The sequence below is a fragment of the Pseudomonas sp. 58 R 3 genome (genome assembly GCF_900006605.1).
Lineage (GTDB): Bacteria > Pseudomonadota > Gammaproteobacteria > Pseudomonadales > Pseudomonadaceae > Aquipseudomonas > Aquipseudomonas salomonii.
The window spans coordinates 223,554-248,213 of sequence record NZ_CVTT01000059.1 but is presented as its reverse complement, the minus strand read 5'-3'; the positions used below and the strand labels follow the sequence as shown (position 1 = coordinate 248,213).

At 60.8% G+C, this 24,660-nt stretch carries 25 protein-coding genes; 16 read left to right on the top strand and 9 right to left on the bottom strand.

Going from position 1 to position 24,660, the window contains the following annotated elements; translation table 11 throughout:
- Positions 1-58 precede the first annotated feature (58 nt).
- A complete protein-coding gene (locus BFP92_RS17710; RefSeq protein ID WP_065930467.1) occupies positions 59-1,480 on the bottom strand; it encodes an amino acid permease in 1,422 nt (473 codons plus the stop codon).
- 649 nt (positions 1,481-2,129) lie between these two features.
- Between BFP92_RS17710 and BFP92_RS31760 the strand changes: the two genes are divergently transcribed.
- Together BFP92_RS31760 and BFP92_RS17705 are read left to right on the top strand one after the other, a co-directional pair.
- A complete protein-coding gene (locus tag BFP92_RS31760) occupies positions 2,130-2,267 on the top strand; it encodes a hypothetical protein (RefSeq protein WP_003175756.1) in 138 nt (45 codons plus the stop codon).
- A gap of 73 nt (positions 2,268-2,340) precedes the next feature.
- Entirely contained in the window at positions 2,341-3,300 is a 960-nt protein-coding gene (locus tag BFP92_RS17705) for a CgnE/CgnB domain-containing protein (protein ID WP_065930466.1), read from the top strand.
- 190 nt (positions 3,301-3,490) lie between these two features.
- Here BFP92_RS17705 and rluB read toward each other — a convergent pair whose 3' ends face one another.
- The 6 genes from rluB to BFP92_RS17675 all read right to left on the bottom strand — a co-directional run bounded on the left by rluB (position 3,491) and on the right by BFP92_RS17675 (position 8,461).
- Positions 3,491-4,714, bottom strand: a complete 1,224-nt coding sequence (gene rluB, locus BFP92_RS17700; RefSeq protein WP_065930465.1) for a 23S rRNA pseudouridine(2605) synthase RluB — start codon at positions 4,712-4,714, stop codon at positions 3,491-3,493.
- 144 nt (positions 4,715-4,858) lie between these two features.
- Positions 4,859-5,050: a DUF1289 domain-containing protein gene (locus BFP92_RS17695; RefSeq protein ID WP_016973229.1), complete on the bottom strand. Its 192-nt coding sequence runs from the start codon at positions 5,048-5,050 to the stop codon at positions 4,859-4,861.
- 134 nt (positions 5,051-5,184) lie between these two features.
- Complete coding sequence (gene scpB, locus BFP92_RS17690) at positions 5,185-6,123, bottom strand: SMC-Scp complex subunit ScpB (RefSeq protein WP_065930464.1); 939 nt, start codon at positions 6,121-6,123, stop codon at positions 5,185-5,187.
- Positions 6,124-6,135: 12 nt separating this feature from the next.
- The gene (locus BFP92_RS17685; RefSeq protein WP_170875849.1) at positions 6,136-6,834 is read right to left on the bottom strand and encodes a segregation and condensation protein A; all 699 of its coding nucleotides are present in this window, start codon (positions 6,832-6,834) and stop codon (positions 6,136-6,138) included.
- Between the two features lie 120 nt (positions 6,835-6,954).
- Complete coding sequence (locus BFP92_RS17680) at positions 6,955-7,584, bottom strand: L-threonylcarbamoyladenylate synthase (protein WP_065930463.1); 630 nt, start codon at positions 7,582-7,584, stop codon at positions 6,955-6,957.
- Between the two features lie 13 nt (positions 7,585-7,597).
- Positions 7,598-8,461, bottom strand: a complete 864-nt coding sequence (locus BFP92_RS17675) for a PHP domain-containing protein (protein ID WP_065930462.1) — start codon at positions 8,459-8,461, stop codon at positions 7,598-7,600.
- Between the two features lie 87 nt (positions 8,462-8,548).
- Here BFP92_RS17675 and BFP92_RS17670 point away from each other — a divergent pair, with 87 nt between their 5' ends.
- The 7 genes from BFP92_RS17670 (at position 8,549) to BFP92_RS17640 (ending at position 14,149) form a co-directional block, all read left to right on the top strand.
- Positions 8,549-9,145, top strand: coding sequence for a septation protein A (locus tag BFP92_RS17670; RefSeq protein WP_065930461.1), 597 nt, complete (start codon positions 8,549-8,551; stop codon positions 9,143-9,145).
- A 1-nt stretch (position 9,146) separates the two neighbouring features.
- Complete coding sequence (locus tag BFP92_RS17665) at positions 9,147-9,446, top strand: YciI family protein (protein WP_065930460.1); 300 nt, start codon at positions 9,147-9,149, stop codon at positions 9,444-9,446.
- 107 nt (positions 9,447-9,553) lie between these two features.
- Positions 9,554-9,961 carry an SH3 domain-containing protein gene (locus tag BFP92_RS17660; protein ID WP_065930459.1) on the top strand — a complete coding sequence of 136 codons (408 nt, stop codon included), beginning with the start codon at positions 9,554-9,556 and terminating at the stop codon, positions 9,959-9,961.
- 7 nt (positions 9,962-9,968) lie between these two features.
- Positions 9,969-10,646, top strand: coding sequence for a response regulator transcription factor (locus tag BFP92_RS17655; protein ID WP_056858601.1), 678 nt, complete (start codon positions 9,969-9,971; stop codon positions 10,644-10,646).
- Positions 10,647-10,883: 237 nt separating this feature from the next.
- Complete coding sequence (locus BFP92_RS17650; protein WP_056858600.1) at positions 10,884-11,348, top strand: LTXXQ domain protein; 465 nt, start codon at positions 10,884-10,886, stop codon at positions 11,346-11,348.
- Between the two features lie 67 nt (positions 11,349-11,415).
- Positions 11,416-12,759 (top strand): sensor histidine kinase, encoded by a 1,344-nt coding sequence (locus tag BFP92_RS17645; protein ID WP_065930458.1) that lies wholly within the window; start codon positions 11,416-11,418, stop codon positions 12,757-12,759.
- Positions 12,760-12,799: 40 nt separating this feature from the next.
- Positions 12,800-14,149, top strand: coding sequence for a CoA transferase (locus BFP92_RS17640; protein WP_065930457.1), 1,350 nt, complete (start codon positions 12,800-12,802; stop codon positions 14,147-14,149).
- A gap of 117 nt (positions 14,150-14,266) precedes the next feature.
- Here the strand turns inward: BFP92_RS17640 and BFP92_RS17635 are convergent, their stop codons facing one another.
- Both BFP92_RS17635 and arcD (BFP92_RS17630) read right to left on the bottom strand, forming a co-directional pair.
- Positions 14,267-15,130, bottom strand: a complete 864-nt coding sequence (locus tag BFP92_RS17635) for a DNA-3-methyladenine glycosylase family protein (protein WP_065930456.1) — start codon at positions 15,128-15,130, stop codon at positions 14,267-14,269.
- Positions 15,127-16,554 carry an arginine-ornithine antiporter gene (gene arcD / locus BFP92_RS17630; protein ID WP_065930455.1) on the bottom strand — a complete coding sequence of 476 codons (1,428 nt, stop codon included), beginning with the start codon at positions 16,552-16,554 and terminating at the stop codon, positions 15,127-15,129. Before arcD (BFP92_RS17630) ends, BFP92_RS17635 begins: the two co-directional genes overlap by 4 nt.
- Before the next feature lie 446 nt (positions 16,555-17,000).
- Here arcD (BFP92_RS17630) and arcD (BFP92_RS17625) point away from each other — a divergent pair, with 446 nt between their 5' ends.
- The 7 genes from arcD (BFP92_RS17625) (at position 17,001) to gcvH (ending at position 24,652) form a co-directional block, all read left to right on the top strand.
- Positions 17,001-18,428: an arginine-ornithine antiporter gene (arcD, locus tag BFP92_RS17625; protein WP_065930454.1), complete on the top strand. Its 1,428-nt coding sequence runs from the start codon at positions 17,001-17,003 to the stop codon at positions 18,426-18,428.
- A 20-nt stretch (positions 18,429-18,448) separates the two neighbouring features.
- Positions 18,449-19,705, top strand: coding sequence for an arginine deiminase (gene arcA, locus BFP92_RS17620; protein WP_058422253.1), 1,257 nt, complete (start codon positions 18,449-18,451; stop codon positions 19,703-19,705).
- A gap of 11 nt (positions 19,706-19,716) precedes the next feature.
- Entirely contained in the window at positions 19,717-20,727 is a 1,011-nt protein-coding gene (locus tag BFP92_RS17615) for an ornithine carbamoyltransferase (RefSeq protein WP_015885593.1), read from the top strand.
- Positions 20,728-20,862: 135 nt separating this feature from the next.
- The gene (gene arcC, locus BFP92_RS17610) at positions 20,863-21,792 is read left to right on the top strand and encodes a carbamate kinase (protein ID WP_065930453.1); all 930 of its coding nucleotides are present in this window, start codon (positions 20,863-20,865) and stop codon (positions 21,790-21,792) included.
- An 18-nt stretch (positions 21,793-21,810) separates the two neighbouring features.
- Positions 21,811-22,173 carry a DUF5064 family protein gene (locus tag BFP92_RS17605; protein ID WP_065930452.1) on the top strand — a complete coding sequence of 121 codons (363 nt, stop codon included), beginning with the start codon at positions 21,811-21,813 and terminating at the stop codon, positions 22,171-22,173.
- A gap of 183 nt (positions 22,174-22,356) precedes the next feature.
- Positions 22,357-23,865 (top strand): sigma-54-dependent transcriptional regulator, encoded by a 1,509-nt coding sequence (locus tag BFP92_RS17600; protein ID WP_065930451.1) that lies wholly within the window; start codon positions 22,357-22,359, stop codon positions 23,863-23,865.
- A gap of 403 nt (positions 23,866-24,268) precedes the next feature.
- Positions 24,269-24,652 carry a glycine cleavage system protein GcvH gene (gcvH, locus tag BFP92_RS17595; RefSeq protein WP_056858590.1) on the top strand — a complete coding sequence of 128 codons (384 nt, stop codon included), beginning with the start codon at positions 24,269-24,271 and terminating at the stop codon, positions 24,650-24,652.
- Positions 24,653-24,660: the final 8 nt, after the last annotated feature.

The window sequence follows — 24,660 nt, the reverse complement described above, 5'->3', positions numbered from 1 at the left end:
TCTCAGCGCAAAAAAATACCCCTCAATGGAGGGGTATTAATCACGGATGGAGCGCCGCTTACTTCAGCGCTGCACTCGCCGTGGTCAACGCAGCGTCGGCACTGCGCTTGTTCTTGATCCAGTAACACACCGCCATGAACGCTACCCACACCGGGATGGCGAACACCGACACCTGAATCCCCGGAATCATCAGCATGATCACCAGGATAAACACCACGAACGCCAGGCAGATGTAATTGCCATACGGATACCACAGCGCCTTGAACAACGGCACCTGACCGGTGCGATTCATGTGCTGGCGAAACTTGAAGTGCGAAAAGCTGATCATCGCCCAGTTGATGACCAGGGTGGCCACCACCAGCGACATCAGCAACTCCAGCGCGTGTTGCGGGATGAAGTAGTTCATCAACACTGCCACCAGGGTGACCGCCGCCGATGCGAGGATCGAGCGCACCGGCACGCCGCGTTTGTCGATTTTGGCGAGTGCCTTGGGCGCGTCGCCCTGCTCGGCCATCCCCAGCAGCATGCGGCTGTTGCAGTAGGTGCCGCTGTTGTACACCGACAAGGCCGCCGTCAGCACCACAAAGTTGAGGATATGCGCGGCGGTGTTGCTGCCCAGCATCGAGAACACCTGCACGAACGGGCTGCCGCTGTAGGCATCGCCGGACGCGTTAAGGGTCGCCAGCAGGCTGTCCCACGGCGTCAGCGACAACAGCACCACCAGGGCGCCGATGTAGAAAATCAGGATGCGGTAGATCACCTGATTGATCGCCTTGGGGATCACCGTACGGGGCTGGTCGGCCTCGGCGGCAGTAAAGCCAAGCATTTCCAGGCCGCCGAACGAGAACATGATGATCGCCATGGCCATCACCAAACCGCCGACGCCATGGGGGAAGAACCCACCGTGGTCCCACAGGTTGCTCACCGACGCTTGCGGGCCGCCGCTGCCGCTGACCAGCAAATAGCTGCCCAGGGCGATCATGCCGACGATGGCGACGACCTTGATGATCGCGAACCAGAATTCGGCCTCACCGAAGACTTTGACGTTGGCCAGGTTGATCAGGTTGATCAATACGAAGAACGCCGCCGCCGAAACCCAGGTCGGGATCTCCGGCCACCAGTAGTGCACGTACTTGCCGACCGCAGTCAGCTCCGACATGCCCACCAGAATGTACAGGATCCAGCAGTTCCAGCCCGACAGGAAGCCGGCGAAACCGCCCCAGTACTTGTGGGCAAAGTGGCTGAAGGAACCGGCGACCGGCTCCTCGACGATCATTTCGCCGAGCTGGCGCATGATCATGAAGGCGATGAAGCCGCAGATGGCATAACCCAGGATCATCGACGGGCCGGCGGATTTGAGCACACCGGCCGAGCCCAGGAACAGGCCGGTGCCGATGGCGCCACCGAGGGCGATCAACTGGATATGCCGATTTTTCAGGCCGCGTTTCAGCTCGCCTGAAGAAGATTGGGGTCCACTCATGAAAAGGGTCTCACGCAAGGTTTGAGAATGTCGAATGCAGGTTGCTGCCTTGAATTACCGACTCAAGCAGCGCCGCTCAAACCCCAGCGCAGGCACCAGGAGTACAGCGTGTTTCTAACGGTCATGCGTCACCTGTTTGTTTTTATCTGTGACGAAATCGAACCCGTCCGACTCGTGGCCGGACGGAGTGATCAGGGTTAGGAAACCCTGAGGTCTTGGCCTTATGCGTGGATACGCAAGGGGGGGTCACAGTAAAACGCGGCGCATTGTACACCGCTCGACAGCTTCAGCACGCCCCAACGGGGTGCACGGGACAAACTGTCAGCTAATCCTTACAGCGGGACGGCACTGCGCAATGCCTGGGCAAACTCGTAAAACTATCGTTACACCCCGGAAAGCCAGCGTTACAGCCAGACTTTTTCGTCGGTTAACGGAAAACTGTCAGTGGGACGCGTCTGAAGAATCGGTTCAGCCAATTGGCTGTTTTTTCTCGATAAAGAATTACACCGAAAAAACAGAAGAAAAAATGCAAATGAAACCGTGTCAATAAATATTTTGCATTTTCAAACACTCTCTCCTAGGTTCTTTCACTTGCCAGCGAAGCCCGCTGGCAAGTCGTTCTCAAACAACGTCCTCTAGGAGATACACCATGCAAGCACTGGAAAACGACCTGGAAACCGAACTGCAACTTGACGATTGGTTTGAAGCGCCGACCCATGAGGCCGCCGTTGAAATGATGCAAGCCGATGCCGTTGTGCCCTTTGGCACTGCGATGTGGCCTTTCTAACACCCGGCAGGCATCCGGCAGGTGCTGTGCACGGCACCTGCCCCCTTACCCAAGGCATAGAAGGACACCCGTCATGGACAAGGCCCGCGCCGTCGAACACTTCCTCTACTACCTCGCACACCACCCGGCACTCAGCGGCCTGAGCCGCCCTACGGTGTTGCTGGGCCATACCGAGCGCTACGACGCCATCGCCGAAGCAATCACCCACAGCAGCGCCGCACGCTTCAACTTCCAATGCCAGCGCCTGGACCTGACGCCCAGCGACACCCTGGCCCACGCCATCGAAGCCTGTGACCTGTACCTGTTTCTGTATGACTCTTCGACCCTGCCCAACCCACGGGCCGAAGGTCCGGACTTTATTCGCGCCCTGCAAGGCGTAATGGCCGAACACTGGAAGAAATCCCTGCTGTTCAAGGATTATGGCGACTATTTCTACGACACCTTCAGCGTCGAGCCGCAGCGCATCGCCGACCTCAACGCTACGCTGATCCGGCGCATGTCCCAGGCCAACGTGCTGAGTTTTACCGACAAACATGGCTCGCGCCTTGAGGCGCCGCTGAGCAGCATCAAGAAGTGGACCAATATCAACGGGGTCGGCAACCACGACCTGGCACCGGGCGAAATCGCCACCCACAGCGAGGCCATCAATGGCCAGGTGCGGTTTGTCGGCACCTTCCTCAGCACCATTCCGTTTGCGCGCAAATACGGCGTGCTGCAATCACCGTTGGAACTGTGGATCGAGAACTCGACGGTTTGCAGCGTGGCCAGCGACGTGCCGGGGCTGGCGGATGATTTCAACAAGTACCTGAATGCCAACCCGTCCAACCGGCGCGTGGAGGAATTGGGGATTGGCACCAATGAAGGCGTGAAAGACTTGTATGCGCGCAATGCCGGCTTCGAGGAGCGCCATTGCGGCCTGCACCTGGGCTTGGGTGGCGGGCAGAAAGGCAGCCATCACCTTGACCTGATCTTTGAGAGTGGCGTGTTGGCATTGGATGACAAGCCGGTGTTTGATGGCAGATTTGCGTTCTAACACACCTCGTTGAAACGAAACCGATCCCTGTGGGAGCTGGCTTGCCTGCGATAGCATCACTGCGGTTTGCCTGGTAAACCGAGGTGTCTGCATCGCAGGCAAGCCAGCGCCCACACTTGAAAGCATTTCAAATCACGGGCAAAAAAAAACGCCAACCCTAGGGTTGGCGTTTTTTTATGCCGCGGTTAAATCACTGCGGCTTCTTGCGACCAAACCCCGGACGCTGACCGGAACCGGCTGGCGCGCCACGGCGCTTGCCCGACGGCTCGTCGGCGACCAGTTTCGGGCCAGGGCGCTTGTTCGCCGCTGGCTTGGCCGGGCGCTTGGTGCTGGCGTTGTCCGCCGGGCGGTCCGCTTCACCACGGTTGCTACGGCCACCGCTTGGCGCTTCACCACGGGCTGGACGCGGCGTGCGCGGTCCACGCTCGCCTTCCTGACGCGATGGCGCGGTTGGGCGGCGCTCGCCTTCAATGTGCGGCTCACGGGAGATACGCCCACCAGTTGCCGGAGCATTCAGCGCCGGGCGCAAGGTGCGGGCAACACGTTCGGTACGCGCCACAGGACGCGAGGATTTACGCTGCATACGCTCAAGCTTGTCTTTGCTCTTGGCGTTCATCTGCGGCATGGCCACCGGCGTCAGGCCGACTTCGGCACTGAGGATGTCGACTTCGTACTGGCTCATTTCACGCCAGCGGCCCATCGGCAGGTCGGAGTTAAGGAACACCGGGCCGAAACGCACGCGCTTCAGGCGGCTGACCACCAGGCCCTGGGATTCCCACAGGCGACGGACTTCACGGTTACGGCCTTCCATCACCACGCAGTGGTACCAGTGGTTGAAACCTTCGCCACCGGGCGCCTGCTTGATGTCGGTGAACTTGGCCGGGCCGTCTTCCAGCACCACGCCAGCCTTGAGGCGTTCGATCATCTCGTCATCGACTTCGCCGCGTACACGCACAGCGTACTCACGGTCCATCTCGTAAGACGGGTGCATCAAGCGGTTGGCCAGTTCGCCGTCGGTGGTGAACATCAGCAAGCCGGTGGTGTTGATGTCCAGGCGGCCGATGTTGATCCAACGGCCTTCTTTGGGCTTGGGCATCTTGTCGAACACGGTCGGACGGCCTTCCGGGTCGTCACGGGTGCAGATCTCGCCGTCCGGCTTGTTGTACATGATCACGCGGCGCACCGATTCGGCGGCCTCTTCACGCTTGATGACCTTGCCATCAATGGTGATTGCATCGTGCAGGTCGACGCGCTGGCCGAGGGTAGCCTCGACGCCATTGACCTTGATGCGCTTCTGGGTGATCCAGGCTTCGACGTCGCGGCGTGAGCCCACGCCGATACGCGCCAGCACCTTTTGCAGTTTTTCGCCTGCTGGGCCGATTTCCTGGCTGTCGTTCTGGTCTTGGTCGTTCATCTTAAGCACCTCCCGGTGGGTCGATTCAGGCGTGGCCTGAAGAGTATTGAAAGCGGGGCTTTGGCCGAATAGCTCGGCAAAGGGTCGCGAATCATACGCGCATGGCGCAGGTTTCGCATCACAGACTAGTCGATAAGGCCCCAGTCATTTGCTTTTCCGCCGACCGGTGGCGCCCAGGGCCAGCAGGCGCAGCTCGGCTTCGGCCAGAACGGTACGTTTGTCGGCTTTGTCGAGTTTCTTCCAGGCGCGGATTTCGCGTTTGCTGCGGCCACAGCCGACACAGATGTCATCGGTGAATTTACAGATGCTGATGCAAGGGTCTTTGGTGGAACTCATCATTACGGCTCTCGTTCCCACGCTCCGCGTGGTAATGCATCCCGTGACGCTCCGCGTCACAAGCGGACGCGGAGCGTCCGAGGCGGCATTCCCACGCAGAGCGTGGGAACGATCTATGGGTCTGGCAAAGCGGGTCAGTCCTCGAACTGGCGGCGTTCGGCCTCGATGGCTTCAGCCAGCGCCCGGGCTTCGTCTTCTTCGTCGCTCAAAGGCGGCTGTTCAAGGGCGGCAACAGCGGCCAGGAGCTTTTCACGGGCTTCGGCCACGCCGAGGATGTCTTCTTCGGGTTCAGGCTCCGGTTCCGGTTCGACTTGCGCCTCACCCTCAACGTTCACCTGGGTTAGCGGCTCAGCCGCGCCATCACGCAGCAAGTCATCAAAGTCAGTTTTGATGCCCTGCTCCATATCATCCAGCTCAAGCAGCAAGGTATGGAAACTGGTTTCGTCCTTCGGCTCTTCCGGCTCGGCGGTGGCGTCGGCCAGTTCCTGCAGGCTGGCCGGCACCGGCGCGTCGTCGAAGTCGAGCACCGGCTCGGCTTCCATCTCGCGCAATTCGGCAAGCGGTGGCAGGTCGTCGAGGTTTTTCAGGTTGAAGTGATCGAGGAACACCTTGGTGGTGGCGAACATCGCCGGTTTGCCGGGCACGTCGCGGTAGCCGACGATGCGGATCCACTCGCGCTCCAGCAGCGTCTTGACGATATGGCTGTTGACCGCAACTCCCCGCACATCCTCAATTTCGCCCCGGGTGATCGGCTGGCGATAGGCAATCAGCGCCATGGTCTCCAGCATCGCCCGGGAATAACGCTGCGGGCGTTCTTCCCACAACCGGCCGACCCACGGGGAAAATTTCTCACGGATCTGCAAGCGATAACCTGACGCCACCTCGCGCAATTCAAAGGCGCGACCGTCGCAGGACTTGCGCAGAATCTCCAGCGCCTTCTTGAACACCGGCGGTTCAGGGCGCTCGGCCTCTTCGAACAACTCGAACAGGCGTTCCAGCGATTGCGGTTTACCCGAGGCCAGGAGAAAGGCTTCCAGCAAGGGTGCCAGTTCGCGGGGTTCAGTCAGATTCATCGATTCAGCTCTTTATTCGGCTCGCGCCCGCACGTGGATAGCCGCAAAAGGCTCATTCTGGACCAGCTCGACCAAGGATTCCTTGACCAGTTCGAGGATGGCCATAAAGGTCACCACCACCCCCAGGCGCCCTTCCTCTTTGGTAAACAGCTCGACAAACGGCACAAAGCCGCCGCCCTTGAGGCGCTCCAGCACATCGCTCATGCGCTCGCGGGTCGACAGCGCTTCGCGGCTGACCTGGTGGCTTTCGAACATGTCACCACGGCGCAATACCTCGGCCATGGACATCAGCAATTCTTCCAGGCTCACATCCGGCAACAGCTTGCGCGCCCGAGCTTCCGGGGCGTCGAGCTTGGGCACCAGCACATCACGACCCACGCGGCTCAAGCCGTCGATGCCTTCGGCGGCGGCCTTGAAGCGTTCGTATTCCTGCAGGCGACGGATCAGTTCGGCACGCGGGTCGTCTTCTTCGGCCTCAATGGTCTCGGCGCGCGGCAACAGCATGCGCGACTTGATCTCGGCGAGCATGGCGGCCATCACCAGGTACTCGGCGGCCAGTTCCAGGCGCACCGACTGCATCAACTCGACATACCCCATGTACTGGCGAGTGATTTCCGCCACCGGGATGTCGAGGATATTGATGTTCTGTTTACGGATCAGGTACAGCAGCAGGTCCAGCGGGCCTTCGAAGGCTTCAAGGAAAACTTCCAGCGCATCCGGCGGAATATACAGGTCCAGCGGCATTTCCATGACCGCCTGGCCATAGACCATGGCAAACGGCAGTTCCTGCTGGGCGCCGGCCTGGGGATCAGCGGTTTCCACGGCCGACATTCAGGCCTCAACCATAAACGGTGTCGGGTCGCCGCAGCCCACGCGCACCACTTGCGGCTCGCCGTCGGCTAGGTTGATCACGGTGGACGCCTTGTTGCCGCCGTAGCCGCCGTCGATGATCAGGTCGACGTGTTTTTCCAGCAGTCGGCGCATTTCGTAAGGGTCGTACAGCGGCTCTTCTTCACCGGGCAAAATCAGCGACACGCTCATCAACGGCTCACCCAGTTCGGCCAGCAACGCCAGGGCAATCGGGTGCTCGGGCACACGCAGGCCGATGGTGCGTTTTTTGGGGTGCAGCAACAGGCGCGGCACTTCACGGGTAGCATTGAGAATAAAGGTGTATGGCCCCGGCGTGTGGGCCTTGAGCAGGCGGAAGGTGCCGGTGTCGACCTTGGCGAACAACCCCAGTTGCGACAAATCGCTGCAGATCAGCGCAAAGTTGTGGTTTTTGTCCAGGTCACGCAGGCGTCTGACCCGTTCGACCGCGCTTTTGTCGCCGATCTGGCAACCAATGGCGTAGGACGAATCAGTCGGGTAGATCACCACGCCACCGGCGCGAATGATCTCCACGGCCTGTTTTATCAGGCGCGCTTGAGGGTTTTCCGGATGAATCTGGAAGAATTGACTCACGTGTTCTACCTGTTCAGACGGTGGCAATAATGGGGTCATGCTTGAATCGCCCCCACAGCAGCGGCAAGTCTTCCGGGACCTGGCGGTACTCGCCGATCTCGGACCAGCCGCCTGGGCCATGAAAATCACTGCCGGCGCTGACCAGCAGACCAAATTCGCGGGCAAGAATCGCCAGGCTGCCCACTTGGTCAGCGGGTTGATGCCCGTTGACCACCTCGATTGCGTGGCCGCCCGCTCCAATATAGTCGGCAATCAGCTTGCGGCGTTTGCTGCGGGTGAAATCGTAATGCCAGGGATGCGCCAGGCTCACCCAGGCTCCGGAAGCGCGCAATGTGCCGACCGTATCTTCCAGGGTCGGCCAGTGTTGCTTCACATCACCCAACTTGCCGGCGCCCAGCCATTTGCGAAACGCTTCGGCGCGGTCCCTGACGAACCCTTCACGCACCATCCAGTCGGCAAAGTGCGGCCGGGCCGGTGCGTTGCCGCTGTCGCCCAGCTCCTGCTGGATGGCGCGGGCGCCGTCGAGCGCATTGGGCATGCCTTTAAGGCTGAGCTTGCGGCTTATTTCTTCGGACCGCAGCCAACGGCCATCGTGCAATTGGGCAATGGCCGCCACCAAAGGCGCAGCGTTTTGATCAAAACCGTAACCGAGCACATGAATGGTGGCGCCGCCCCAGGTGCAGGACAATTCCACGCCGTTGACCAGTTGCATGCCCAGCGCATGGGCCGCCGTGCGCGCCTCGTCGAGGCCTTCGAGGGTGTCGTGGTCGGTCAACGACAGGACTCGCACGCCTTTTTCAAACGCACGCGCAACCAGTACCGCGGGCGCCAGGGCGCCGTCGGAGGCTGTGCTGTGGCAGTGCAAATCAACATTCACGGGCGTGTGTAACCTCAAGTCAGCTGGCGCTTTCGCTACCAAGGATGTTTGTTATTATGCCGCCACATCCAGCTTCTGGCTCTTACTGTGAAACAATTCATCGACTTCATCCCGCTGTTGCTGTTTTTCATCGTTACCAAACTCGACCCCAGGGTCATCGATATCGCCGGTCATCAGCTCTCGTTCGGGGGCATCTACAGCGCCACTGCCGTGCTGATCGTCAGTTCTATCGTAGTCTACGGCGCCATTTTCATTTCCCAGCGCAAACTGGAAAAAAGCCAATGGCTCACCCTGATCGCCTGCCTGGTGTTCGGCGGCCTGACCCTGGCCTTTCACAGCGAAACCTTCCTTAAATGGAAAGCCCCGGTGGTGAACTGGCTGTTCGCGCTGGTGTTTATCGGCAGCCACTTTATCGGTGACCGCCTGTTGATCAAGCGCATCATGGGCCACGCGTTGACCCTGCCGGAGCCCGTATGGGTGCGGTTGAACGTGGCCTGGATCGTGTTTTTCCTGTTCTGCGGCGCCGCCAACCTGTTCGTGGCCTTTACCTTCCAGGATTACTGGGTGGACTTCAAAGTCTTCGGCAGCCTGGGCATGACCGTATTGTTCCTGATCGGCCAAGGTATCTACCTGTCGCGCCATCTGCATGACACCGCCCCCACCACGCCGAAAACCGAGGACTGACATGCTCTACGCCATCATTGCCACCGACGTTGCCGATTCGCTGGAAAAACGCCTGAGCGTACGCCCGGCGCACGTTGAGCGCCTCAAAACCCTGCAAGCCGAAGGCCGTCTGGTGATCGCAGGCCCGCACCCGGCCGTCGACAGCAATGACCCAGGCGCCGCCGGCTTCACCGGCAGCCTGATCATTGCCGAGTTCGCCTCGCTGGCCGATGCCCAGGCCTGGGCCAAAGCCGATCCCTACATTGCTGCGGGCGTCTACGTTGATGTGGTGGTCAAGCCGTTCAAGCAAGTCCTGCCTTAAAGCCCGGCTGCGCTGAACCTGATAGGTTCGGCGCGCTCCTAATTGCTCATTATTCTCGGTAACCTGCCGACAACGTTCTGAATATTCGTGTGGAATCAGGAGTTCCGATGCGCTTACGTCCGTTGTGTCTGTTGGCAGTGTTAATGATCGGGGCGACCGCCCACGCGGAAGAAACCTCAAACACCGGCAGCTCCACGCCCTTGTCCCTGAGTGTCGGCAGCCAGATCACCGAGTTGCAGCAACGTTTGAAAGAAAGCGAACGACTGCGTGAAGAATTGAGCAAACAACTGCAAAGCACAGAGAATGCCCGTGAAAGCGCTCAACTGAATCGCTTGCGCCAGGAGAACCAACGCCTGGTCCAGCAACTCAAAGAGACACAAGGCGGCGCCTTGAACCGCTGGCTGACCGAACAACAACAGTGGTTTGTTACCGGCGGGGCCGTCGCACTGATCGCCTTGCTGTGCGGGATCTTCGCCAGCGGTGGGCACCGTCGCCGTCGACAATGGCTAAATTGAGTGAGTCATGAGCGAGCTGTTACTGATAGATGATGACCAGGAGCTCTGTGAGCTGCTGACCAGTTGGCTGAGCCAGGAAGGTTTCCAGGTGCGCGCCTGCCACGACGGCTTGAGCGCGCGCAAAGCCCTGGCCGAAGCCGCACCCGCCGCCGTGGTGCTTGACGTGATGCTGCCGGATGGCAGCGGCCTGGAGTTGCTCAAGCAACTGCGCAATGACCACCCGGAGTTGCCGGTGGTGATGCTCTCGGCCCGTGGCGAACCGCTGGACCGTATCCTCGGCCTGGAACTGGGTGCCGACGATTACCTGGCCAAGCCCTGCGACCCACGCGAGCTGACTGCGCGCCTGCGCGCCGTGCTGCGCCGCAGCCACCCGGCGGCGGTGTCGACGCAGATGGAGCTGGGCGATTTGTGCTTCAGCCCGGTGCGCGGCGTGGTCAGCATCGACGAGCAGGAATTCACCCTCACGGTGTCCGAAAGCCGCCTGCTCGAAGCCTTGCTGCGCCAGCCCGGCGAACCGCTGGACAAGCAGGAACTGGCGCAGATCGCCCTGGGCCGCAAGCTCACTCTGTACGATCGCAGCCTGGACATGCACGTGAGCAACCTGCGCAAAAAGATCGGCCCACACCCGGATGGCCGGCCGCGGATCGTGGCGCTGCGCAGCCGTGGCTATTACTACAGCCTCTAAAGATCGTTCCCACGCTCCGCGTGGTAATGCCGCCGGGGACGCTCTGCGTTCCGCTGTGTACGCCGGTGACGCAGAGCGTCACGGTATGCATTCCCACGCAGAGCGTGGGAACGATCAATGTAAACCTCGCAACAAACCCTCTTTACCCAAGCTTTACCCTCCCCTGACCGCCGCTGACCTTGCGCTGGGTAACCTACTCACATCCGGACTCACCGGAATAGAGACAGGAGAAACACCATGCGCAAGACCCTTATCGCTCTGATGTTCGCCGCTGCCCTGCCAACCATCGCCATGGCCGCAGCGCCAGAAGGCCCAGGCCCGATGGGCGGCCCTGAAGGCCATATGATGGGCGGCCCAGGCCACGGCGGCGAACACGGTCCGCGTGGCAAAGGCGGCCCCTTCAGCCAGCTCGACCTGAGCCGCGAACAGCGCGAGCAAATCGGCAAGCTGATGGGCGAACAATGGCACGGCCGCAAAGAAATCGTGCGCAAGTACCTCGACAAGCTGCCGGCCGCTGACCAGCAAGCCATGAAAAACGACATGGCCGCCGCCAAGCAGAAAACCCAGGCTGATATCCGTGCCGTGCTCAAACCCGATCAACAGAAGAAGTTCGACGAGATCGTCAAGAAGCAAGCCGAGCGCCGCGCCGAGTGGAAGGAATTCCAGGCCTGGAAAGCGCAACAGCCGCAAAAAGCGCAATAATGCGCTAGCGTTACCTCCCCAGCCCAGTGGCTCGCGCCGCTGGGCTTTTCCTGTTTGAGGGTTTCCTGTGCGTTCATTGTTCTGGCGCATCCTGGCCAGTTTCTGGCTGGCCATCGCCTTGGTTGCCGGGCTGTCGATCCTGCTTGGGCATATGCTCAACCAGGACACCTGGATTCTGAGCCGCCATCCCGGCCTCAACAACCTGGCGCAAGAGTGGACGCAACTCTACGAAGCCCAGGGTGAGGACGCCGCCCAGGAGTTGCTGCAACAACGCAAACGCCAGTACCACATCGACGTGCAGGTCCTCAACGAAAGCGGCGACCCGGTGGTACGCGGCACTTTCCCGCGCCGTGCCGCCGCCTTCGAAGCCCGCCAGAATGACAACCAGGACAGCCATCTGCCCTGGCGCCGCCTGACCGCCGAGTACACCAGTGAAAAAACCGGTGACACGTACCTGCTGATCTATCGCATCCCCAACCCGGAACTGGACGCCTGGCACCGCAGCAGCCTGATGTGGCCGTTGAGCGCACTGGCCATTGCCCTGGTGGTGCTGACGCTGTTCAGCCTGCTGGTGACCTTGTCCATTACCCGCCCACTCAGCCGCCTGCGCGGCGCAGTTCATGACCTGGGCCAGACCACCTATCAGCAAAACAGCCTGGCGCAACTGGCCAACCGCCGCGATGAATTCGGCGTGCTGGCCACGGACTTCAACCGCATGGGCGCACGCCTGCAAAGCCTGATCGGCAGCCAGCGCCAGTTGCTGCGCGATGTGTCCCACGAACTGCGCTCGCCGCTGGCCCGCTTGCGCATCGCCCTGGCCCTGGCAGAACGCGCCGGCCCCGAAGAACGCGAACGCCTGTGGCCGCGCCTGACCCGTGAGTGCGACCGTCTGGAAGCACTCATCAGCGAGATTCTGGTGCTGGCCCGCGTGGACGCCGACAACGCCAGCGCCGAAGAGGTCGACCTCACCCCACTGCTCAGAACCTTACAAAAGGATGCCCAACTCAGTGCGCCGGAACAGGTGGTGCAACTGAGCGCCGAACCCGAGCTGCACCTCAAGGGCTGGCCGACCATGATCGAGCGCGCGGTGGACAACCTGCTGCGTAACGCCCAGCGCTTTAACCCCGTTGGCCAGCCGATCGAGCTAGGCGCCCAGCACCAGGGCGAGCGCATCCTGATCAGCGTGCGCGACCACGGCCCCGGCGTTGAAGCCGAACACTTGAGCCAACTGGGCGAGCCGTTTTATCGCGCGCCCGGCCAAGCCGCCCAAGGCCACGGGCTGGGCCTGGCGATTGCCCGCCGCGCCGCCGAACGCCATGGCGGCAGCCTGATTCTGGCCAATCACCCGGACGGTGGTTTTATCGCCAGCATCGACTTGCCGTTGGTGCCGGGAGTGGTCACAGCCGTGTGAGGATCTTCTATAGTGGCTCTTCTCTAACGGAGGGCCTTTGATGACTGACCTGCTGACACCCATCCAAGCCGCACTCGATTTACCGCAAACCCCACTGACGTTCACCGAGGCCGGCGCCCTGCCCTCGACCTTTGCCGTGACCGAACTGGCCAGCGCCAGCCTCGGCGCTGCCGGCCAGGCGGTTGCTCAACTTATCCAGCAACAAACCGGGCGCTTGCCCAGCGTGAGCGTGGACCGACGCCTCGCTTGCTTCTGGTTCTCCTCCTCGATTCGCCCGGTGGGCTGGCAAGTACCGCCGCTGTGGGACCCGGTGGCCGGCGACTACGCCAGCGCCGACGGCTGGATCCGTTTGCACACCAATGCGCCCCACCACCGGGCTGCCGCCGAGCGCGTCCTGGGCAAGGTCAATGACCGCGCCGAGATGGCCAGTAAAGTCGCCGCCTGGAACGCCGCCGAACTGGAACAGGCGATCGTCGATGCCGGCGGTTGCGCGGCGCAGATGCGTACCTGGCAGGCCTGGCAAACCCATCCGCAAGGGTTGGCAGTGAACGCCGAGGCATTGGTGCAGCGCCAGACCTTCGACACCACTGGCGACAAACCGTGGCTCGGCTCGGTGGCACGCCCGCTGGCCGGCATCAAGGTGCTGGACTTGACCCGTGTGTTGGCCGGTCCTGTGGCCAGTCGTTTTCTCGCAGGCCTGGGCGCCGATGTACTGCGCATCGACTCGCCGACCTGGAACGAACCGGGCGTAGTGCCGGAAATGACCCTGGGCAAACGCTGCGCACGCCTGAACCTTAAAAGTGCCGAAGACCGCCAGGTGTTCGAAAACCTGCTCAAGGACGCCGACATCCTGTTCCACGGCTACCGCGCCGACGCGCTCGAACAGTTGGGCTACACCGCCACAGAATTACAACGCCTCGCCCCCGGCCTGATCGACGTAAGCCTCAACGCCTACGGCTGGAGCGGCCCGTGGAGCAACCGTCGTGGCTTCGACAGCCTGGTGCAGATGAGCAGCGGCATTGCCGATGCTGGCATGACGTGGAAACAGGCGGATAAACCGGTGCCGCTGCCGTTGCAGGCGCTGGATCACGCGACCGGGTATTTGATGGCGGCCAGTGCCATTCAAGCCTTGAGCGAGCGGCTGAAAACCGGCCGCGGTGGTTCGGCGCGCTTGTCATTGGCGCGCACCGCAAAGTTGCTGGTGGAGGCCGGGCAAGTGCCGGAGCAGCCGGCGTTGCGGGCCGAAGAACCGGGCGATCAGGGCTTGGTGGTGGAGCAGACGGCCTGGGGCCAGGCCCATCGTTTGCTGGCGCCGGTGACCATCAGTGGCACGCCGTTGCAGTGGGATTTGCCCGCTGGGGAATTGGGCTCACATCGAGCTCAGTGGTGAATTGAGATCGCTATCGCAGGCAAGCCAGCTCCCACATTTGACTGTGTTCACACATCGAATGTGGGAGCTGGCTTGTCGAATCGTCGCACCGCTGCGATGAGGCCCTGACAGCCGCCCTCAATCCACCCGACTCAACGACGTCCACAAATGCTGCGCCGCATACGCCCGCAACGGCCGCCACGCCTCCGCACGGGCCAACAACTGCCGCGCCGATACCGGCCCGCCTTCCAGCGCCGCCAGCGCATTGATCAAGCCAATATCCCCCGACGCAAACGCATCCGGCTCACGCAACTGACGCATGGCGATGTACTGCGCGGTCCAGTCGCCAATTCCCGGCAAGGCTACCAGGCGCGCCACGCCGTCCTTGAGATTGGCCTTGGCTGCAAATAATTGCGGATCATCCAGCAACGCCCGAGCCACACCCGACAAGGTACGGCCCCGCGCCCTGGGCATGCCCAAGGTCGCCAGGTCCGCCGCCGCCAAGACTTCAGGAGCAGGAAATACATGGGTAATACCGGTATGGGGCGTTTGCAGCGGCTGGCCATGCTGCGCCACCAATTTACCCGCCAGGCGAATGGCCGCGACCACCGTGATCTGCTGGCCCAGCACTGCACGAATCGCCAGCTCCAAACCATCCCACGTCCCCGGCACCCGCAGGCCAGGGCGGGCAGCCACCAACTGCGCCATCAACGGGTCGGCGGCCAGTTGCGCATTGATCAAACCAGGCCGCGCATCCAGATCGAACATCGCCCGCAGGCGCCGCTCGATCTCGGGCAACGCCGCCATGTCGGGAAACTCAACGCCCACTTCCAGCCAATCGCCCGCGCCCGGCGCCACGCTGATGCAGCCGTGTTGCCCGCCAATGCTGATGCTGCGCCGATACACGCCGGCCTCCACGGTCTCCAACCCGGTGATGGCCCGCGCCGATAGAAAACCCAGCATTGCCGCCCAGTCATAGGGCGGCTCATACGCCAATCTCACAACGACAACACCCCGCTATACAGCCCATAAGCCGCCAGCCCCGCGCCCGCGATCACGCAACTGAAAATGCCTTTTTCCATGTGCGTAAACAAGGGCTGGCCCTGTTCGCGCTTGGCCAGGGCAAACAGGATCACGCCGGGCGCATACAGCAACGCCGAGAGCAGCAGGTACTTCAAGCCACCGGCATACAGCAGCCAGACGGCATAGCCGAGGGCGATCAGGCCGACCAGCAAATCCTTATAACGCTGGCGCTGGGCACCGGCATAGGTTTCGCCGCGCCCGCTCAGCAGCACCGCGTAGGCCGCCGACCACAGGTACGGCACCAGGATCATCGACGAGGCCAGGTAAATCAGGGTGGTGTAGGTGCTGTGGGAAAACAGCGTGATCACCAGGAACACCTGGATCATCACGTTGGTCAGCCACAGCGCATTGACCGGCACCCGGTTGGGGTTTTCCTTTTTCAGGAAGGCCGGCATGGTCTTGTCATGAGCAGTGGCGTAGAGGATTTCCGCACACAGCAGCGCCCATGACAGCAAGGCGCCGAGCAGCGACACGGCCAACCCGATGCTGATCGCCATCGCGCCCCACGGCCCGACGATATGTTCCAGCACACCTGCCAGTGAAGGGTTTTGCAATTGCGCCAGCTCCGGCTGGCTCATGATGCCCAGGGACAGCACATTCACCAGCACCAGCAGTGCCAGCACACCCAGAAAGCCGATCACGGTGGCGCGGCCCACGTCCGAGCGCTTCTCGGCGCGCGCCGAATACACGCTGGCGCCCTCGATACCGATAAACACGAACACGGTGACCAGCATCATGTTGCGTACCTGATCGACCACGCTGCCAAATTGCGGGTTGCCCAGGCCCCAGATATCGCGGGTAAAGATATCCGCCTTGAACGCCACGGCGGCGATCACGATAAACATCAGCAACGGCACGATCTTCGCCACCGTAGTGATCTGGTTGATGAACGCCGCCTCCTTGATGCCACGCAGCACCAGAAAATGCACCGCCCACAGCAGCAGCGAGGCACAGCCGATCGCGACCGGCGTATTGCCCTGGCCGAACACCGGGAAAAAGTAGCCGAGGGTGCTGAACAGCAACACGAAGTAACCGACGTTGCCCATCCACGCACTGATCCAGTAGCCCCAGGCCGACGAAAACCCCATGTAGTCACCGAACCCGGCCTTGGCGTAGGCATACACGCCGGAGTCGAGTTCAGGTTTGCGATTGGCCAGGGTCTGGAACACAAACGCCAGGGTGAGCATGCCGACGGCGGTGATCGCCCAGCCGATCAGCACGGCGCCCACTTCGGCGCGTGCGGCCATGTTCTGCGGCAAAGAGAAAATACCGCCGCCGATCATCGAACCCACCACCAGAGCAATCAACGCGCTGAGGCGTAGTTTCTCGGCCGGTTGGGACATGAAAACTCCTGAAATAAAATAGTTTGAGAGAACACGCGCGCACTCAACTAATTAACTCAGCGAGTGTAGCGTTTATTAAAGACCGCGATAAAACCGTCACGCTCATAACGCAATGGCATGACAGTTTATAAAGTTTAGGCTTATTTATAATTTAAATAGAGCAGGCACTTTGCCAGTTCGTGCTGGCTTAGGCACTTAATTGAGAAAAGTTTGCACATTCGACAAAACGGGCTAGGGTCAAACGTCCACACCTCGAACTAAATGATTAATAAAAACGCAGGAGCCGCTCTGGAAAGCGCCTCTACGGGGGAAACTATTGCCTCCGGATTTTACCCTTAAGTCATTAATTCACAATGGAATGTGCCAATGAAGTGATCTGAGTCAGCTGTTTGATTAGCGCACGGAATTATTCTGTGGTCTCTCTTCTCCTGCATTGGAGTCATGCAATGTCTGAAACTCCCGGAAAACTTCGACTCGGCGCCCTGGTTGCGCTGGTCGTGGGCTCAATGATTGGCGGCGGGATCTTCTCACTCCCGCAAAACATGGCCGCCAGCGCCGATGTCGGCGCGGTGTTGATCGGCTGGGTCATTACCGCCATCGGCATGCTCACCCTCGCTTTCGTATTCCAGACCCTGGCCAACCGCAAGCCTGACCTCGACGGCGGCGTGTACGCCTATGCCAAGGCCGGGTTTGGCGACTACATGGGCTTCTCATCGGCCTGGGGCTACTGGATCAGCGCCTGGCTGGGCAACGTCGGTTACTTCGTGTTGCTGTTCAGCACCCTCGGTTATTTTTTCCCCATCTTCGGCGAAGGCAACACGCCTGCTGCCGTGATTGGCGCGTCAGTGCTGCTGTGGGCCGTGCATTTCCTGGTACTGCGCGGCATCAAGGAAGCAGCCTTCATCAACCTGGTGACCACCGTCGCCAAGGTGGTGCCGCTGGTGCTGTTTGTATTGATCGCGCTGTTCGCGTTCAAGCTGGATATCTTTACCGCTGACATCTGGGGCGTGAAAAACCCAGACCTGGGCAGCGTGATGAACCAGGTGCGCAACATGATGCTGGTCACCGTGTGGGTGTTTATCGGCATCGAAGGCGCGAGCATCTTCTCGTCCCGTGCAGAAAAACGCAGCGACGTCGGCAAGGCCACCGTGATCGGCTTTATCACCGTGCTGCTGTTTCTGATGCTGGTGAACGTGCTGTCCCTGGGCATCATGACCCAACCGGAACTGGCCAAACTGCAGAACCCATCGATGGCTGCCGTGCTGGAGCATGTGGTGGGCCACTGGGGCGCGGTGTTGATCAGCGTCGGCTTGATCGTCTCGCTGTTGGGTGCACTGCTGTCATGGGTGCTGCTGTGTGCGGAGATCATGTTCGCCGCCGCCAAGGACCACACCATGCCGGAGTTTTTGCGCCGCGAAAACGCCAACCACGTGCCGGTCAACGCCCTGTGGCTGACCAATGCGATGGTTCAGGTTTTCCTGGTGATCACGTTGTTCTCGGCCAGCACTTACCTGTCGCTGATCTACCTCGCCACCTCGATGATCCTGGTGCCTTACCTGTGGTCGGCGGCCTATGCGCTGCTGCTGGCGGTGCGTGGCGAGACCTACGAAAACGCCCTGCGCGAGCGCAGGAAAGACCTGTTCATCGGCGCCATCGCCCTGATCTACGCGGTCTGGCTGCTCTACGCCGGTGGCACCAAATACCTGCTGCTGTCCGCCCTGCTCTACGCCCCCGGCGCGATCCTGTTCGCCAAGGCCAAGCATGAACTGGGCAAACCGATTTTCACCAACGTCGAGAAGCTGATTTTTGCCGCAGTCGTCATTGGCGCCCTGGTGGCTGCCTATGGCCTCTACGACGGCTTCCTGACTCTGTAATTCTGACTGGAGGATCTGTAATGACCACGGAAAAAGTGAAGTACGGCGTACATTCCGAAGCCGGCAAACTGCGCAAAGTCATGGTGTGCTCCCCAGGTTTGGCCCATCAGCGGCTGACCCCCAACAACTGCGACGAACTGCTGTTCGATGACGTGCTGTGGGTGGCCCAGGCCAAGCGCGACCACTTCGACTTCGTAACCAAGATGCGCGAGCGGGACATTGATGTGCTGGAAATGCACAACCTGCTGACCGATATCGTCGCCATCCCCGAAGCGCTGGACTGGATTCTGGAGCGCAAGATCACCGCCAATACCGTTGGCCTGGGCCTGGTCGATGAAGTCGGCTCGTGGCTGCGCAGCCTGGAGCCGCGCAAGATCAGCGAGTTCCTGATTGGCGGCGTGTCGGCCGATGACCTGCCGAGCAGCTTTGGTGGCCGAACCATCGAGATGTTCCGCGACTTCCTCGGCCACTCAAGCTTCATCCTGCCGCCGCTGCCCAACACTCAGTTCACCCGCGATACCACCTGCTGGATCTACGGCGGTGTGACGCTCAACCCGATGTACTGGCCGGCGCGACGTCAGGAAACCCTGTTGGCCAGCGCCATCTATAAATTCCACCCCGAGTTCACCAACGCCGACTTCCAGATCTGGTACGGCGACCCCGACCAGGAACACGGTGCCGCCACGCTGGAAGGCGGCGACGTGATGCCGATTGGCAATGGCGTGGTGTTGATCGGCATGGGCGAGCGTTCTTCGCACCAGGCGATTGGCCAACTGGCGCGCAACCTGTTCAAAAACAAAGCCGTGGAACGCGTGATCGTTGCCGGTCTGCCGAAGTCCCGCGCGGCGATGCACCTGGACACCGTGTTCAGCTTCTGCGACCGCGACCTGGTGACCATCTTCCCCGAAGTGGTCAACCAGATCGTGCCCTTCACCCTGCGCCCGGATGAAAGCAAGCCGCACGGCATCGACATCCAGCGGGAGAAAACCAATTTCCTCGAAACCGTGGCCGCAGCGCTCAACCTCAAGGCACTGCGTGTGGTCGAGACCGGCGGCAACAGCTTCGCCGCCGAGCGCGAGCAATGGGATGACGGCAACAACGTGGTGGCCGTGGAGCCTGGCGTGGTGATCGGTTACGACCGCAACACCTACACCAACACCCTGCTGCGCAAGGCCGGTGTGGAAGTCATCACCATCAGCGCCGGTGAACTGGGCCGAGGCCGTGGCGGTGGCCACTGCATGACCTGCCCGATCATCCGCGACCCAATCGACTATTAAGGAGACTCATCATGGCTTTTAACATGCGCAACCGCAGCCTGCTGTCGCTGATGCACCACACTACCCGCGAGTTGAACTACCTGCTGGACCTGTCCCGCGACCTCAAACGCGCCAAGTACACCGGCACCGAGCGTCCGCACCTGCAAGGCAAAAACATCGCGCTGATCTTCGAAAAAACCTCGACTCGCACCCGTTGCGCGTTCGAAGTGGCAGCCCATGACCAGGGCGCCCACGTCACCTATATCGACCCGGTGTCGTCGCAGATCGGCCACAAGGAAAGCATGAAAGACACCGCCCGCGTCCTGGGCCGGATGTTCGATGCCATCGAGTACCGTGGCTTTGAACAGGAAATCGTCGAAGAGCTGGCCAAGTTCGCCGGTGTGCCGGTGTTCAACGGCCTCACCGCCGAATTCCACCCAACGCAAATGATCGCCGACACCCTGACCATGCGCGAGCACAGCGACAAGCCGCTGCATGACATCAGCTACGCGTACCTGGGCGACGCGCGCTACAACATGGGCAACTCGCTGCTGATGATCGGCGCCAAACTGGGCATGGACGTGCGCATCGGCGCGCCGAAAGCGCTGTGGCCACACGAAGATTTCATCAAGCAGTGCCAGGCCTTTGCCGAGGAAAGCGGCGCACGCATCACCATCACCGAAGACCCGAAAGAAGCCGTGAAAGGCGTGGACTTCATCCACACCGATATTTGGGTGTCGATGGGCGAGCCGGTGGAAGCGTGGGACGAGCGTATCGAGCAACTGCTGCCGTACCAGGTCAACGCCAAGATGATGAAAGCCTCGGGCAACCCGCGCGTGAAGTTCATGCACTGCCTGCCGGCGTTCCATAACAGTGAGACCAAGGTGGGCAAGGACATCGCCGCGCGTTATCCGAACCTGGCCAATGGCGTGGAAGTGACCGAGGAAGTGTTCGAGTCGCCGGCCAACATCGCATTTGAGCAGGCAGAAAACCGCATGCATACCATCAAGGCGATTCTGGTGTCGGCGCTGGCGGATATCTAACCCCACTCTGATCGTTCCCACGCTCTGCGTGGGAATGCAGCCAGTGACGCTCTGCGTCACAAGAGCGGACGCAGAGCGTCCAGTGAGGCATTCCCACGCAGAGCGTGGGAACGATCCTTCTAAAAGGAATGCATTATGCGCATCGTCGTAGCCCTGGGCGGCAACGCCCTGCTCCGCCGTGGTGAACCCATGACGGCGGACAACCAACGCGCCAATATCCGCATCGCCACCGAACAGATCGCCAAGATCCACCCCGGCAACGAGCTGGTGATCGCCCACGGCAATGGCCCGCAAGTCGGCCTGCTGTCATTGCAGGCGGCGGCCTACACCCAGGTTTCGCCCTACCCGCTGGACGTGCTCGGCGCCGAGACCGAAGGCATGATCGGCTACATCATCGAACAGGAACTGGGCAACCTGCTGGACTTCGAAGTACCGTTCGCCACCTTGCTCACCCAAGTGGGAGTCGACGCCAAGGACCCGGCCTTCCAGAACCCGACCAAACCCATTGGCCCGGTGTACTCCAAGGCCGAAGCCGAAAAACTCGCCGCCGAAAAAGGCTGGGCCATCGCCCCCGATGGCGATAAATACCGCCGTGTGGTGGCCAGCCCACGCCCCAAACGCATCTTTGAAATCCGCCCGATAAAGTGGCTGCTGGAAAAACGCGCCATTGTGATTTGCGCCGGTGGTGGCGGCATCCCGACGATGTATGGCGAAGACGGCAAGCTGCGCGGCATTGAAGCGGTGATCGACAAAGACCTGTGTTCATCCTTGCTGGCCGCGCAACTGGACGCCGATTTGCTGGTGATTGCCACCGACGTCAATGCGGCTTTTATCGACTTCGGCAAGCCGACCCAGAAGGCCATCGGCCAGGCCCATCCCGACGACATGGAGAAGCTCGGCTTCGCCGCCGGCTCCATGGGGCCAAAGGTGCAAGCGGCCTGCGAGTTCGCCCGCCAGACTGGCAAAACTGCCGTCATCGGTTCACTCTCGGACATCGAAGCCATCGTCCAGGGCAGCGCCGGCACGCGTATCAGCACGGCAAAACCTGGCATCACCTACCTGTGAAGTAGAGGAGAAACGCCTATGGCCACCTTTGAACCCGGTCACCTGCACATCGAACGTCACGCGCTCAACAAGGAGGACTACAGCTACAACCTGTGCATCGACTACGAGGTCAGCCAGGATCCAAAGGAAGGCAAGGGAATGCTCTTCAAGCTGCACGGCTCGGTGCAGGGCAAGGACCTCAAGGAGGAATTCTTTTTGCCCAAGGACCAGGCCTTCGACTTTGCCCGGCATGCGATGAACATCGCGCAGAAATACGGGATGCCGAAGGTGGCGACGCTTAACGGCTCGATGCACAAGCAGTACGACTTGATGTTTGAGGATGTACGGCATCAGTTGGATGTGAAGTCTGGCGATCCGGTCAAGCCCGAACACCTGGAATAACCAGTTTGCGCTGACACAACACCATCAATGTGGGAGCGGGCTTGCTCGCGAATGCGGTCTTTGAGTCAATAAATTAAGAGACTGACACACCGCATTCGCGAGCAAGCCCGCTCCCACATTTTGATCTCCATCCGCTGCAAGGCATACTTGCGGCCTCTCGCTCTGCAGATTTGTCGCCACCCCATGCGTATCCACGTCAGCTTCATCGACCGCGTCGGCATTACCCAGGAAGTCCTGGCCTTGCTCGGTGGGCGCAATCTCAACCTGGATGCGGTGGAGATGGTGCCGCCCAACGTGTACATCGACGCGCCGACCCTGAGCGCCGAGGTGCTCGAAGAACTGCGCGATGCGCTGTTCAGCGTGCACGGCGTACAGGCGGTCACCGTGGTGGATATCCTTCCCGGCCAACGCCGCCACCTGCAACTCGACGCGCTGCTCGCAGCCATGACCGACCCGGTGCTGGCCCTGGACAGCGCGGGCAAGATCCTGCTGGCCAACCCGGCGCTGATCGCGCTGTATGGCCGCGAACCGGCGGGTGAAAGCATCAGCGCGTTGTTCAACGACTCGGCGCTGCTGGAGACTTTGCTCGAACAGGGCTTTCGTTTGCCGTTGCGCGAGATCAGCGTCAACGGCCAGACCTTTTTGCTCGACGCCACACCGATCACCGACGCCGGCGCCCTGCTGACCCTGTACCAACCCAACCGCATCGGTGAGCAACTGTCGGCGCTGCATCACGACCATGCCGAAGGGTTTGATGCGCTGCTGGGCGAGTCGCCGGTGATTCGCACCCTCAAGGCGCGGGCGCAACGGGTGGCGGCGCTGGATGCGCCGCTGTTGATCCAGGGCGAAACCGGCACCGGCAAAGAGCTGGTCGCCCGCGCCTGCCATGCCATCAGCGCACGCCACAGTGCACCGTTTTTGGCTTTGAACTGTGCGGCATTGCCGGAGAACCTGGCCGAAAGTGAGTTGTTCGGTTATGCGCCTGGCGCCTTTACCGGCGCGCAGCGTGGCGGCAAGCCCGGGCTGATGGAGTTGGCCAACCAGGGCACGGTGTTCCTTGATGAAATTGGCGAGATGTCGCCGTATTTGCAGGCCAAGCTGCTGCGGTTTCTGAATGACGGCAGCTTTCGCCGGGTGGGCGGCGACCGTGAAGTGAAGGTCAACGTGCGCATCCTCAGCGCCACCCATCGCGACCTGGAAAAAATGGTCAGCGAGGGCACCTTCCGCGAAGACCTGTTTTACCGCCTTAATGTGCTCAACGTCGAAGTGCCGCCACTGCGCGAGCGCGGCCAGGACATTCTGCTGCTGGCCCGCTACTTCATGCAGCAAGCCTGTGCGCAGATCCAGCGCCCGGTGTGTCGCCTGGCGCCCGGCACTTACCCGGCCCTGCTCGGCAACCGCTGGCCGGGTAATGTGCGCCAACTGCAAAACGTGATCTTCCGCGCCGCCGCCATCTGCGAAAGCAGCCTGGTGGACATCGGCGACCTCGACATCGCCGGCACCTCGGTGGCGCGCCAGAGCGACGGCGAAGTCGACAGCCTGGAACAGGCGGTGGAAGACTTCGAGCGCAATCTGCTGGAAACCCTCTACACCAGCTACCCCTCGACCCGCCAACTGGCGAGCCGCCTGCAAACGTCCCACACGGCGATCGCCCATCGCTTGCGCAAGTACGGCATTCCAAACAAACCCTGAAAATGTAGAGATCAAATTGTGGGAGCGGGCTTGCTCGCGAATGCGGTGGGTCAGTTACAAATGAGCTGCCTGACACACCGCATTCGCGAGCAAGCCCGCTCCCACATGGACTTCATTCCAAATCTAGTCTAGAAACGACACTCGCTGTACTGAAAGCGCTACAGCGTAACGATATCGCTACAACCCTGTTTTTTACGCGCCATGCAAGGCTTTGATCCACATAGGCTTTTTTTGGTGTGCTCAAGTGTATCGAAATCGCTACAGCTAAAAATCATATCCTCACAACCAAAATAGTTAAGCCATTGATTCATAAAGACTTAATGACATTGGCCGCAATATTGCTAAGTAACTCCCCATTATTCCCATCCCGTCCACCAGACGAATCTGGCCCTGAGGAGTTTCCATGAGCGAGTTGCGTTTCACTGAAGATCACGAATGGCTGCGCGCCGAAGCCGATGGCAGCGTCACCGTGGGTATCACCGCTTTCGCGCAGAACGCGCTGGGTGATGTGGTTTTCGTGCAACTGCCGGAGTTGCAGGCTTACGACAAGGGCGCCGAAGCCTCCACCGTGGAATCGGTGAAAGCCGCCAGCGGCGTGTACATGCCGCTGACCGGTGAAGTGCTGGAAGTAAACGACGCACTCAGCGACAGCCCGGAACTGGTTAACGAAGACCCGATGGGCGAAGGCTGGTTCTTCCGCTTTAAACCGGCCGACGCCGAGGCGGTGGCTAAACTGCTGGATCAGGATGCGTACGACCGTCTGATCAAAGCCAACGCTGAAGCCTGAGGAGCGCA

Excerpts from the sequence above, each read along its gene's own strand:
- BFP92_RS31760 (WP_003175756.1), top strand. The coding sequence starts at position 2,130 with ATGCAAGCACTGGAAAACGACCTGGAAACCGAACTGCAACTTGACGAT.
- BFP92_RS17705 (WP_065930466.1), top strand. The coding sequence starts at position 2,341 with ATGGACAAGGCCCGCGCCGTCGAACACTTCCTCTACTACCTCGCACAC.
- BFP92_RS17650 (WP_056858600.1), top strand. The coding sequence starts at position 10,884 with ATGCGCAAGACCCTTATCGCTCTGATGTTCGCCGCTGCCCTGCCAACC.
- BFP92_RS17600 (WP_065930451.1), top strand. The coding sequence starts at position 22,357 with ATGCGTATCCACGTCAGCTTCATCGACCGCGTCGGCATTACCCAGGAA.
- BFP92_RS17695 (WP_016973229.1), bottom strand. The coding sequence starts at position 5,050 with ATGAGTTCCACCAAAGACCCTTGCATCAGCATCTGTAAATTCACCGAT.
- BFP92_RS17605 (WP_065930452.1), top strand. The coding sequence starts at position 21,811 with ATGGCCACCTTTGAACCCGGTCACCTGCACATCGAACGTCACGCGCTC.
- arcA (WP_058422253.1), top strand. The coding sequence starts at position 18,449 with ATGACCACGGAAAAAGTGAAGTACGGCGTACATTCCGAAGCCGGCAAA.
- gcvH (WP_056858590.1), top strand. The coding sequence starts at position 24,269 with ATGAGCGAGTTGCGTTTCACTGAAGATCACGAATGGCTGCGCGCCGAA.
- BFP92_RS17640 (WP_065930457.1), top strand. The coding sequence starts at position 12,800 with ATGACTGACCTGCTGACACCCATCCAAGCCGCACTCGATTTACCGCAA.
- scpB (WP_065930464.1), bottom strand. The coding sequence starts at position 6,123 with ATGAATCTGACTGAACCCCGCGAACTGGCACCCTTGCTGGAAGCCTTT.
- arcC (WP_065930453.1), top strand. The coding sequence starts at position 20,863 with ATGCGCATCGTCGTAGCCCTGGGCGGCAACGCCCTGCTCCGCCGTGGT.
- rluB (WP_065930465.1), bottom strand. The coding sequence starts at position 4,714 with ATGAACGACCAAGACCAGAACGACAGCCAGGAAATCGGCCCAGCAGGC.
- BFP92_RS17665 (WP_065930460.1), top strand. The coding sequence starts at position 9,147 with ATGCTCTACGCCATCATTGCCACCGACGTTGCCGATTCGCTGGAAAAA.
- BFP92_RS17660 (WP_065930459.1), top strand. The coding sequence starts at position 9,554 with ATGCGCTTACGTCCGTTGTGTCTGTTGGCAGTGTTAATGATCGGGGCG.
- BFP92_RS17710 (WP_065930467.1), bottom strand. The coding sequence starts at position 1,480 with ATGAGTGGACCCCAATCTTCTTCAGGCGAGCTGAAACGCGGCCTGAAA.
- BFP92_RS17615 (WP_015885593.1), top strand. The coding sequence starts at position 19,717 with ATGGCTTTTAACATGCGCAACCGCAGCCTGCTGTCGCTGATGCACCAC.
- BFP92_RS17655 (WP_056858601.1), top strand. The coding sequence starts at position 9,969 with ATGAGCGAGCTGTTACTGATAGATGATGACCAGGAGCTCTGTGAGCTG.
- arcD (WP_065930455.1), bottom strand. The coding sequence starts at position 16,554 with ATGTCCCAACCGGCCGAGAAACTACGCCTCAGCGCGTTGATTGCTCTG.
- arcD (WP_065930454.1), top strand. The coding sequence starts at position 17,001 with ATGTCTGAAACTCCCGGAAAACTTCGACTCGGCGCCCTGGTTGCGCTG.